7 protein-coding genes are annotated in these 12,195 nt (G+C 44.8%); 6 read left to right on the plus strand and 1 reads right to left on the minus strand.

The window, feature by feature from the left end; genetic code table 11:
* Positions 1-16 precede the first annotated feature (16 nt).
* Positions 17-916 carry a 4-(cytidine 5'-diphospho)-2-C-methyl-D-erythritol kinase gene (gene ispE / locus PSM36_RS06505; protein WP_076929963.1) on the minus strand — a complete coding sequence of 300 codons (900 nt, stop codon included), beginning with the start codon at positions 914-916 and terminating at the stop codon, positions 17-19.
* Positions 917-1,027: 111 nt separating this feature from the next.
* Here ispE and PSM36_RS06510 point away from each other — a divergent pair, with 111 nt between their 5' ends.
* The 6 genes from PSM36_RS06510 to PSM36_RS17535 all read left to right on the plus strand — a co-directional run bounded on the left by PSM36_RS06510 (position 1,028) and on the right by PSM36_RS17535 (position 12,158).
* A complete protein-coding gene (locus PSM36_RS06510) occupies positions 1,028-2,686 on the plus strand; it encodes a tetratricopeptide repeat protein (RefSeq protein WP_076929965.1) in 1,659 nt (552 codons plus the stop codon).
* Between the two features lie 164 nt (positions 2,687-2,850).
* Positions 2,851-3,231, plus strand: coding sequence for a DUF3244 domain-containing protein (locus tag PSM36_RS06515; protein WP_076929967.1), 381 nt, complete (start codon positions 2,851-2,853; stop codon positions 3,229-3,231).
* A gap of 77 nt (positions 3,232-3,308) precedes the next feature.
* Positions 3,309-3,737: a T9SS type A sorting domain-containing protein gene (locus PSM36_RS06520; RefSeq protein ID WP_076929969.1), complete on the plus strand. Its 429-nt coding sequence runs from the start codon at positions 3,309-3,311 to the stop codon at positions 3,735-3,737.
* A gap of 55 nt (positions 3,738-3,792) precedes the next feature.
* On the plus strand, positions 3,793-10,422 hold the full coding sequence (locus PSM36_RS06525) for an FG-GAP-like repeat-containing protein (RefSeq protein WP_161947552.1): 6,630 nt from the start codon (positions 3,793-3,795) through the stop codon (positions 10,420-10,422).
* A 37-nt stretch (positions 10,423-10,459) separates the two neighbouring features.
* A complete protein-coding gene (locus tag PSM36_RS06530) occupies positions 10,460-11,107 on the plus strand; it encodes a hypothetical protein (RefSeq protein ID WP_139233490.1) in 648 nt (215 codons plus the stop codon).
* Between the two features lie 43 nt (positions 11,108-11,150).
* Positions 11,151-12,158 (plus strand): RHS repeat-associated core domain-containing protein, encoded by a 1,008-nt coding sequence (locus PSM36_RS17535; protein WP_232001533.1) that lies wholly within the window; start codon positions 11,151-11,153, stop codon positions 12,156-12,158.
* Positions 12,159-12,195 lie beyond the last annotated feature (37 nt).

A 12,195-nucleotide genomic window follows, 5' to 3' on the forward strand; every position in this document is an offset into this window, starting at 1 on the left:
TTTTGTAAACTAAAAATCACCTTCCCACCTTATCACTGTTCCAAACGAAATGGCCGGCGAATGCTCCCCTCCAATCAGGTTCCTCTTCAAAGAGGCCGAAGACAGACGACCCCGACCCGCTCATGGAAGCATATACCGCCCCCATTTCATAAAGTTTTTGCCTGATCCTGCAAATTTCGGGAAATTTTTTGAAAACAGGAGGTTCAAAATCATTTTTCAGTAGCTCTCTCCATGTTTCAGGCGGTTTCCGGATAATCTCTCTCAGCGGTAGATCCGGTTTCCGCGGGGTGATCATCGCGTAAGCCTCTTTGGTGGAGACCATGATATCTGGCTTCACAAGTAAAAGCATATAGTTGCTTAGGTCTAACTCTATGGGTTCCAGTTCGTCGCCGGTGCCTGTAGCAAAAGCGGGCCTGTTCAGGATGAAGAAGGGGCAATCAGCACCCAAACGGGCGGCACGAAGCATCAGTTCTTCTTTTGAATACCCTAAGTCGAAAGTCTCGTTGAGCAGCCTGAGCATAAATGCCGCGTCCGAAGAACCGCCGCCTAATCCAGCACCGGACGGAATCTTTTTGAGCAGGTGAATATCTATTTCCGGCAGCTTTTTCTCAGTGGCTATCAGGTGCAGCGATTTGATCACCAGGTTATTTTCCGGTGCTCCCTCGATCGGAATGCCAGTCTGGAAAAAACGGTACTTACCGGGAGAAGGTTTATTGTCGGCCGTCGAACCTGTGCTTGCGGTAAATTCCGGAACCCCGGCAGGCTTTTTCGCCCCGGTCTCCACTACCGGGACGATCTCCAGGGCATCTTTTAACCCGATAGGATAAAAAATAGTCTCCAGGTTGTGATAGCCGTCTTTTCGGCGCGAAACAACGTGGAGCCCTAAATTAATTTTTGCGTTGGGAAAACAGATCATTCGCCTATGCTTTAGCCTGCAAATATAGTATTTCTTTTTTTTATTGTCAACTGTCAATTTTCCATTGCACAATTTTAGAAATTTATCTAAATTTGTGAAAAATCGAATGCTATGGGGAGGGATAACCTGAAAGTTATTTTAATGCTATTTTTATTGCTATGGATACCCTTGTCGTGTGATAATGAAGGAGAACGGCAAACATATATCCGTTTGCAGCAATGGGACAATCAGTTGGGAAAATATCCTGAGACCATTGCCGACAGCCTGCGTAAGCTCGATCCCCGACGGCTTTCCCCTGCCAACCGTGCATACCACGGACTTTTAAAAACCATTGTTGATGATAAAACATATACCGAATTCACTTCCGATTCATTGATCAGCGGGGTGGTACGATATTATACCAAACACCGGCCGGGAACGGATGGCCATATCCGTTCGCTTATTTATCAGAGTGTTGTCAGATACCGGATGAATATTACCGACAGCACTGTGCTGCTCCCGCTCAAAAAGGCAGAAAAAATGTTCTCCCTCCAACAGAAGGGAGACCCTTCCATTGCTTACCTGTTGAACTTTTTTCTCGGAAGCATACATGAAAAGAACAGCAATTTCACCATTGCCGCCGAGTATCGGCAAAAAGCCCTGCAATGTGCCAAAGTTGAAAAAAATCCGGCACACATTTTCGACAGCTATCTCGCACTCTTCTGGAATAGTTTGAAGTTGGAAAATCTTGACCGGGGAAAAGCATACCTCGACACACTGGACGCTATTTCCCCGAAAAGTGTGGATGAAGATTATTTTCTGCTGAATGCCCAATCTGTTTATTATGCTACTCAGAAACTATATGATAAAGCATTGGAAAAGGAAAAGGAGCTGCTTGGATTAGTGCCGTTAATGAAAGAAAAACCAGATATTTTCCGGATGTATTATTCCATTGCCGAACAATATCGCTATCTCGGCCGATTAGACAGCGCCATGCTCTATGCCTTGAAATCTATTGAACATATTCCCGACTCTAATTATGAGCTAAACTACCTGCTGTATGAAAATGTGGCAGATATAGCAGAAGAGCAGGGCGACTACAAAACAGCAAACAACTATCGAAGGGAAGCGGCCCTTGTTCATGATAAGACAATTGCAAAACAGAAAGATATCCATATATTGCAACTGGAAAAACAATATAATCACAGTGAGGCGGAAAACAAAGCATTGCGGGCTGAGGCACATGCAAGGATAGCCATAATTGTGATTCTTTGCCTGATCATTCTTCTAATCCTTTCAGCCATCTATATCCAGAAAAAAAACAACAGGGTAAAATTCGAAAAAATGGAGATGGAAAAGGAAATGAGGAAAAACAAACAGCAGCAGTTCACCATGAGTATCTATAATCGGATGTTAACCCAATTCTTTTTAATAGAAAAAGAACTAGGCGCCTTGGCCAACAAAGAGCGAAGGTTAAAACCCGATTTTGCCGACTTTATCGAACAGTTGCTGAAATCAATGTCAAAAAACTTAATAGACGGTTTTGCCCGTGATATTTCCGGAAAGAAATTCGAAGAGCTGACCGGCATCTCCCTTCCAGATGATATCAACAAATCTGAGTTATTGATGTTTTTTTTGATTTGCTGCGGTGTGACCAACAGCGATATGGCCATTATACTCAGAACCAGTGTTGCCAGCATACGTAGCAGAAAGAACCAGCTAAAAAATAAGCTGAAGGAGTCGGGAATCAATACTTCTTTCTTTGAACGGGTAAAAACACCTTCTTCATAACACTGCGGGAGCGTAAAGTGGTAACCTCAATATAATTTTGATAGTGAGCCTTATAGCTTATCCATAGGCGTAAAATTTAAAAAATATTTTATTAAAAACTCGAAGTATTACATATTTTATATTCTCTTTGTAATGAGTAATTAACACTACAAAAGAATATATTCATGAATAAAAAAATTACACTGTTTGTTTTTCTCTGTCTGTGCGGATCTTCTCTTTTTTCCACATCCGTCAATCGCGGAGAGTCTGCCGATCCGAAAGTTATTACCCTGAAAGAACAGGAGAAGAGTACACGAAGTGTCACTATTGCCACAGTTGCCGCATTTTTATACAATGAAGCCGTAATGGTTACCGTAGGTAATTATGCCGGTGGTGTTTCCATTCTTATCACAGGATCAGGTGGTATGCGGCAACAATCGTTTAACATAACCAATACCGGAGAGTGTGTCGTGGATATTTCCACTTTCGGGGAAGGATTGTATTATATACAGGTTATCCTGGAGAGTGTAAACTATGAAGGATATTTCGAGTACAGGAAACTGTGATGGAATAACCTATTGGCGGATCCGACCCGTAATCGGGTTGTTACGGGAATTTTAACATCATAAAAATAATACCGAACATGAAACGAGCTATTTTACTTTCATTGACCCTGCTGCTGGCGATGGCTGTCAAAGCGCAGCAGAAGTTGACTTACGCGTACGACGCCGCCGGTAACCGGGTGGGGCGTACCATAGTGCTTGAACCCCGGAGTGCTTCCGATTCGGAGAACCCGGCCGACACGGTCTTCTTCGAGGAGACTCTCGATGATACACAGGTCAGGATCTATCCCAATCCCGTTGAAACACAGATGACCATCCGGGTTTCCGGTTACGCCCCCTCCATGCAGGGTGAATATTCTCTTTACAATATAACCGGGATCATCGTGGCAAAACGGCGCATCACGGGCGAGACGACCCTTGTCGATATGGGCAGGTACCCCAAAGGGATATACATCCTGCATATTATTCTGAATGGTCAACCCACTGCCTGGAGGGTGATCAAGAAATGATTTGTTGATTTGCCGGTTCAATAATGATAACCCATTACTTAAAAAACACATGCGTATGAAAACATTTTACACTTTGAATAGAAATCTTCCGCTCTGTTTATTGCTCGGCATCAACCTGTGGGTTTTGCCGGGAACGAAAGCGTTTTGCCATACAGGCAATGATACGATACCAAAAACGGGGCATATACATGTCTGTACGGATGAATCGTGCGACCATGTACATTATAATGATTCGGGATTCTTTGTTTCCAATAACTTATATGATAAACAAACCGGATATACCATTGAACCGGAAGTTTTAGGCGAAGGTGATACTCTTTACCATTATAGGTTTAAAGGGTTTGTGCTGGACGATATTAAGTCAGGTGTTCCTGCCTTGATCTCCAATGCAGACAAAGTGTTGAAAAATAAGTATATGCAGGAAAACGGTGCTGTGGTTGAGTTATCTGCGCAGGTAATGTCCGTCGACCAAAGTAAGTCTGAGGGGAAAATCGATTTTACTGAAGGAGTTACCCCTTCGGGAGGGAAATTCTATTCCATACCTGTTCCGACGGCACCTGTTGCGTCATCTGCACCTCAGATAGCATTGACTTATAACAGTCAGGCCGGCAATGGAGTTGCAGGTTACGGATGGAATATTTCGGGTTTATCTGCCATAACGGCATCAGGAAAATCTGTCTATTACGATAATGTGACTACCCCCTTGGATCTTTCCAAACCGGAAGAATGCACGTTTTACCTGGATGGAACACGACTGATCCCTAACACCGGAAGTTTAACCGACTACCACTATGAAACGGCCCAGGGATTTGTATTGGTGAAAAAACACATGTACGAATCCAACATAGCCTATTTTTCCGTAGCGTACCCTGACGGGCGTACCGCTACGTTTGGGTTTACCGACAACATGTCAATGAGGCACATATACCCGTTAACCGAAATAAAAGACCTGAAAGGATACCTGATTAACTATGAATATAAAAATTTTACTGAATCAGGGAACAATTACTACGTTTCCCATATCAGGTACGGCGGCAAAACCAAGGCTGCGCATTTAGCGGAAATACGTTTCAACTATGAAACGCGCACCGATTATACCCCTGTATATGTGGACGGAACTGCCATCTCGGCAAAACTACTCCTGAAAAGCATTGTTTCCTATAATTCCGTTAACGAGACCAATGAGTTGCGGACTTATTCCCTGGCACATGTCCTCAATAATGTATGGCAGCTTACACGGATCGATTGCAAGACCGGTCCCAAGTCTTTGAATCCTTTGCAGTTTACATACGAATACTATTACCCCGGTTCGCAAGGCAGCCTGATAAAGGAAACAGAACAGTTCTTGTCTTCTTATTTCGCGAGCGGATCAACAGCCAGGCCGGTATACGTGCGCGGTAAATTTATCAGGAACCGTTTCAATGACGGGTTGGTCACCTTTCCCGGAAATTACAGCCCCTATACAGAGATCGGTAAAAGGGTCATCACAAAATGGCCTTTCAAGTACACGCATGAATTGTATGGAAGCAATTGTAGTCCGAATCAGGATATCCTGATTGCACCGGGGCTTTCCTTTATCAGCCAGATGCATACAATCAAAGCCGAAGACGGATTTCAGACAATTTCTGCCGTCGATGTGAACGGCGACGGAGTAGATGAGATCGTGAAAGTGAATTTCCACAGCGTAAATGTCTCCGCCAATGCGACTGTGCTAAAGATAACAATCTATTCGACGCCGTCGGGCACTATCTCTTCCCGTTGGTACACAGTGAATGTAGGAGGATATTACAACGACGGGAGGGAAACCTATAGCCCCATGTCGAGAGAGTACTTTTTCGGGGACTTCAAAGGGGACGGAAAGATGCAGTTGCTGACAATTTCGCATAATAAAGGTCCGAAAAATACCGACCGCACTTCAATTTTCTCATTAATCGATTTGAATACAGGTTCCAGAATTTATGAAGGCAGCCTTTTTTCGTTCGGTCTCTACGATGGACAATATACACACACTATAGATGTCAATGGTGATGGAAAAACCGAACTCTGCTATGCATCTTCATCGGGATGGAAAGTCTATACGCTGAGCGGCACTTCTTTTACAGCCCTTCCATTTTCCTCATCCCTGACAAGGACGGAATTCTACAGGAACGAACTGATTGGCGACCTTAATGGCGATGGAATGGCCGATATCCTGATCCCCCCTGTCAACTCTTACCAGGACAGGACGTACGCTCCCATACCTGTCTGGGCACCCAGTATGTGTTATAATTGTGGTACACCTCATCCTATTATCAATGAATATTCGCATAATTGCAGGAAATGCAACTACGATGTTACTAATTTCGTGTCTATCTATAATTTATATTGCAACGAGTGCAATTCGAGTTTGCAGTCATGTCAAGGATACGGTACACCCTATAATGTGGATGATGCCTGCTGTCCGACACACGGGAGGAGTGTTTACAAAGAGGTTGACCTTGGTTATGTTGATAACGGGAACACATGGACTGTGTATTTGTCCACCGGCAAGGGGCATGTGAAGAGCACTCAATCCGTAACAAATGCGGAATCGGGGGAGACCTATTTTCTGATGGATGTCAACGGTGACGGGAAAAGCGACCTGTTGCGATTGAAAAATAACCGGGTAAGAGCATTCCTTAATAAACATGGTATAATACAAAACACGGCTACCGGAAATGAAGTCACGGTTACCGCGAATTCGAAGATATTACCGGCCAATGTGGTGGAATTCCGCAATTCCAGCCATTTTATCACTATTGAGGATGCTTATGTGAAGTGTTACCGGTTTACCAAAGATGAAGGCAAAGATAAGCTCCTGACCGGTCTTACCGACAGTTACGGGATGCAATATATGAATGACTACAGCAATATGGTGGAGAACGATAACTATATCACGTCATCAATCAGCAGATCCTATCCTTTTTTCTCTTTGATCGCTCCCTTGAATCTTTTGCGTACGTCTAATATTTATATGGATAATTATCGTCCCGTCAAACAATATTACTACACCTGGTATGGTGCTGTAGCACATAAAACCGGGCTTGGATTCTCGGGGTTTGAGAAGGTGAAGACTATTGAATACGTACAAAATATCACGGTTGAGGAAGAACGTGATCCCTTATTGTTCGGCGTAACGACCAAAGTCGATTCACCTTTCGGTACGGCCAATTACTACTATACCCGTAACGAAGGAAGCAACAGAAAATGCAATCCCCGGATGACCTCTTCCAACGAGACCGACAAGTTGACTGGCGTATATACATACGCCAGTTACCAATACGACACGTATAACAACCCCACGAAGATCACCCTGAACATCGGCTCGGGGTCGGGGATCACCCGGATAACCGACCAAACATATGACAATATTGTCACCTCTGCCCGGTACCTTATCGGCCAGCCGTTGACCACGACCGTGACCAACACCCGGGGCGGTGCTTCGTGGATCCATAAAGAAGCGATTACCTACAATAGCGCTCGCCTGCCCGCAACGCGGATAACCTACACGGGTACAAGCGGTACCAATAAAACGGGCGAGACCCGGTGGACATACGATACCAACGGTAACGTAACCTCTGAAAAATCAGCGCCATACAATGTAACAGAGTTCCTCGGGAACACCTACACCTACGATCCTTCGGGCAGATATATCGCTTCCGTCACCAACGCATTGCTGCAAAAAACGGATTATTCCAATTACGATAAATACGGTAATCCAAAAACCATTGAGGATCATAAGAGCCGGATCACTACCCGCGTTTACAATGAATGGGGGCAGTTAACCTCCGTGGCATATCCCGACGGGACTTCTGAAACCACCGAAATCGATTGGGGTGGTGCAGGGCTGTACACCATCACTCATACCGCTACCGGCAGCCCTGCCGGCGTTATCCATTATGACGCCTTGGACCGTGAAGTGCGCGCTGGCCACCAGCGGTTCGACGGGCAATGGCAGTATGTCGATAAAGCATATGACAGCAAAGGGCGGCTTGAGAAAGTATCCCTGCCGTTCAAAGGCTCGTCGCCTTCGGCATGGAATACCTATAGTCATGATAATTATAACCGTCCCACTAAACTGGAAGAAGCCTCCGGTAAAAACACAACATGGAGTTATAACGGACTAAGTACTACCGAAACGAAGAACGGCATTGCCACTACCAAAACGGTGGATGCCTCGGGCGCATTGGTGAGTGTCTCCGACCCGGGCGGGACCATCACCTATTCCTTGCGTCCGGACGGGCAACCTTCTTCCATCACCGCGCCCGGCAATGTGGTCACTTCGTTCGGTTATGATGTTTATGGCCGGCAGACATCCATCGCCGACCCCAGCGCGGGCACGCAGACCTTCAGCGATGTATATGCCTCTAACGGGGAATTGACACGTACTGTAAAGGATGCCAATAATAAAACCGTTAAAACGGTTTATCATCCCGACGGACGGATAAAATCTGTTACCCGCCCTGAATTTAATACAACATACGAATATAAGGCGGATAATATCGTTTTGTTGGACTATGAAGTATCTACCAATGGAACAAGAACAGATTATAAAGAATATGATACTTACGATAGGATAAAGATCGTGGAAGAAACCGTACCCGACGGAAAATGGTTGAAGAAAACTTATAATTACAATGGAGGGAATATTCAAAATATCCTCTACGCTTCACAAAACGGGGAAATAGGCACGGAACATTTTACTTACAACTACGGCCATAACACTGAGATTAAACTTGGTACAACCTCCATCTGGAAACTGACGGAAGAGAATACTTTAGGACAACCTACCAAGGCAACCACGGGCAGTATGAATCGTACCTACAGCTATACGGCTTACGGTATGCCCACGGGAAGGACGGCTGGGAGCATCCAAAGTTTTATCTACGACTTTGAGATACAGAGAGGCAACCTGAAGAGCCGTAAGGACAACAAGCGGAATATTACCGAAACGTTTGGTTACGATAATATGAATCGGCTGACCAATGCGGCGGGTAAGGCCATAGCCTACTCGGCCAACGGGAATATTACCTCCATCGCCGGTGTGGGGACAATGGAATATACCCATAGCGGCAAGCCATATCAGGTTTCATTGATCACACCTACGGGCGGTTCTGTGCCTGCACGGGAACAAACGGTAACCTACACCTCTTTCCAGCGCCCGTCCACCCTTTCGGAGAACGGCTATAATGCCACATTTACCTACAATAGTGTCGGAGACCGGGTAAAGATGCACCTTAAACAAGGCTCGACGGATGTGTTGACACGACACTATATCGGCGGGCAGTATGAAATAGATAAAGAGAGCGGTGTCGAACGGTTGTATCTGGGCGGTGATACTTATTCCGCTCCTGCAGTGTATGTAAAAGAAGCGGGTAGTTGGAAAATTTATTATATTTGTCGTGATTACTTAGGCAGTATTACGCATATTGCGAATGCTGATGGTTCTTTGAAAGCTGAATATAGTTACGATGCCTGGGGACGGTTGCGAAATCCCGCTACGCAGGTGGCATACGTACCGGGCAGTGAACCGGCCTTGTTTTTAGCGCGCGGTTACACCGGCCATGAACACCTGCCCTGGTTCGGGTTGATCAATATGAATGCCCGGCTGTACGACCCGGCGTTGGGACGTTTCCTATCTCCCGATCCGTATGTGCAAAACCCGTTAATGACACAGCATTATAACCGGTATACCTATGCGATGAATAATCCATTGGTCTATATTGATCAGGATGGGGAGCTAGCCTGGTTTATACCTGTTATCATTGGAGCGATAATCGGAGGGTATATAGGAGCTTCATCGGCAGAAGGAGGTGAATTGAACCCCTTTAATTGGGGTTGGAGCGGTAACACCTGGCTTGGTCTTGGAGTAGGTGCCGTGATTGGTGCAGTGGGAGGATATGGTTTTGCTGTTGGTGCCCCCGCCCTGGCAAACACAGCTTTTTTTGCTTATTTTGGAAACGGAACAATAGCTGCGTACACACTAACAGGAGGGATTGTTGGAGGAGCGATTGGTTATGGTTCCGGATATGCCGGAGGTATGATACATAGTAAAGGGGATTCATATTATGCTCATCAAATGGGTAAAAGAGGTGCAGTTATCGGATCAACATTAGGTGGAGCATTGGGACGACTGGCGGGAGAGTCAGAAACATATAAAGGTAGAGGAGAGCAGATAAGGTATAAACAACCCAAGAAACCAAAATGGGAGGGTGATTATTACACCGGCACTTCGGAGGAGGCGGATGAAATGATTTTAGCATTAAGTAAAAAATTAGGTATTGAAACGTCATACTATGACACCAGTAGAGGTTTTTATTTTGAAAGGGTGGCGGGAGAAGCCTACCTTTGGAATTGGGGTCCTAACAATGATTCTTGGGATTACTATATGAACCGCGAAGCGTATGATTATAATGTGAGTATTGGATATCAGAGAAATGATATAAGTACCAGTCATAGATACACCTATTTCCAAAAAGAAGGTAATCATTTCTATATAGGGAGTATGTCTCAAAGAGCCAGAGTTTACGCTACAACTCATGTTCATCCTAATAATTCAATAGAATCACCTGCCGATATGATGTTCTCACGAGTTTATGGGTTAAAGGGATATATACTGGGTTGGCGAAAAGGGGTAAGGTGGAGTTATGATGGCTCTTTTAAATGATGGCTCTTTTATAATCCAATCTGAAAATACGTTGAATATGAAAAAAGTTATATTTAGTGCTATTATTCTATTTTTATTTCAGAGTGTAAAATCTCAGTTATCTGACAATATACATTGTGTCGGAGAAAAAGGATTGAGTCCAGGATTAGTATGTGATATAGAAATCGCTTTTGAAGATTTTATGCAAACTGGAGCAGGAGGAAAAAATGAAAAATTCATTTTTATAGAGATCGTAGAGGGAGATGATTTTAACGAACTGTATCTATTCTCTACAAGATATGCTTTTGAAATAATGTTCAAAAGGCCCGATTGCTATTTCAAGCGTAATGATACAATAGCATATCTATACACCAAGGATCATATTCATGTGGATGATTCTGTTTGGTTGAAGAATATATTGACAGAGACTAGTGCTGTATTGGGAGCACCTGATCTTAATGTAGTCTGGTCGAATGATAGTGTAATTGGCCCAATATGGGGGACTGGTGATGTTAATAATATCAGTCCAAGATTTATGTATGACCCTGTCCCATTTAAATATATCGTTAAGAATGGGAATATCTGTTCAAAAGAAGTGGCCGATAAGTTATATTATCCGGATGATCGTAAGCCTAAAGGGATTCCAATAATGAGGTCATGGCCATATTGGCCGATAGGCAGAGGGGCATATTATCGGGGATCATAATATTCCCTGCTTCCCGATGGGCAACTCTCGTTGGAGCGAACGTATGGTTTTCATTGTATATGACATCCACGAAGACAGTAAGGTATACAAATTACAAGTAGACATTTTTCAAAGCTGTACTTATAAGTTCGGTGTGGCAATGGGTAATCTGGACAACCGGAACATCACCGAAATATTCAGTTACGACCACCTGAACCGGCTGACCAACGCGGCGGGGAAGACCGTTGCCTACTCTGCCAACGGGAATATTACTTCCATTGCCGGCGTGGGGACAATGGAATACACTCACAGCGGTAAACCGTACCAGGTTTCGATGGTCACACCCACGGGCGATGCAGTTCCGGCAAGGGAACAAACCGTAACCTATACCTCTTTCCAGCGCCCGGCCACTCTTGCGGAGAACGGTTATAATACCACGTTCACCTACAATGCCGCTGGCGAGCGGGTAAAGATGCACCTTACCCAGGGTTCCACGGCCGTATTGACCCGGTCCTATATCGGTGGGCAGTATGAGATAGACACCCAGTCCAATATTGAACGGCTGTATTTAGGCGGTGATGCCTATTCCGCCCCTGCCGTATATGTAAAAGAGGCGGGGAATTGGAAAATATATTATATTTGTCGAGATTATTTGGGTAGTATTACCCACGTGGCGAATGCCGATGGTTCTTTGAAACAGGAATTAAGTTATGATGCCTGGGGGAGGTTAAGAAATCCCGCTACGCAGGTAGCCTATACCCCCGGAAGCGAGCCTGCCTTATTCCTTGGTAGGGGTTATACCGGACATGAGCATCTGCCTTGGTTCGGGTTGATAAACATGAACGCCCGGTTGTATGATGCGGCGTTGGGACGCTTCCTGTCTCCCGACCCGTATGTGCAGATGCCGGATTTCACGCAGAACTTCAACCGGTACAGTTATTGTTTGAATAACCCGTTAGTGTATATTGACCAGGATGGGGAGTCGTTTTTACTGCTTGCAGCTATTGTTGGCGCAATTGCGGGAGGATTATCCGGTGGCTTTTATTCTCTATCTCAAAATAAGAGTTTCTGAGCGGGTGGAAATGTATTTAAAGGCGCTGTCATAGGAG

This window comes from Proteiniphilum saccharofermentans, from assembly GCF_900095135.1.
Taxonomy (GTDB): Bacteria; Bacteroidota; Bacteroidia; order Bacteroidales; family Dysgonomonadaceae; genus Proteiniphilum; species Proteiniphilum saccharofermentans.

Coding starts and splice junctions, on each gene's coding strand:
- ispE (WP_076929963.1), bottom strand. CDS start 916: ATGATCTGTTTTCCCAACGCAAAAATTAATTTAGGGCTCCACGTTGTT.
- PSM36_RS06510 (WP_076929965.1), top strand. CDS start 1,028: ATGGGGAGGGATAACCTGAAAGTTATTTTAATGCTATTTTTATTGCTA.
- PSM36_RS06515 (WP_076929967.1), top strand. CDS start 2,851: ATGAATAAAAAAATTACACTGTTTGTTTTTCTCTGTCTGTGCGGATCT.
- PSM36_RS06520 (WP_076929969.1), top strand. CDS start 3,309: ATGAAACGAGCTATTTTACTTTCATTGACCCTGCTGCTGGCGATGGCT.
- PSM36_RS06525 (WP_161947552.1), top strand. CDS start 3,793: ATGAAAACATTTTACACTTTGAATAGAAATCTTCCGCTCTGTTTATTG.
- PSM36_RS06530 (WP_139233490.1), top strand. CDS start 10,460: ATGAAAAAAGTTATATTTAGTGCTATTATTCTATTTTTATTTCAGAGT.
- PSM36_RS17535 (WP_232001533.1), top strand. CDS start 11,151: ATGGTTTTCATTGTATATGACATCCACGAAGACAGTAAGGTATACAAA.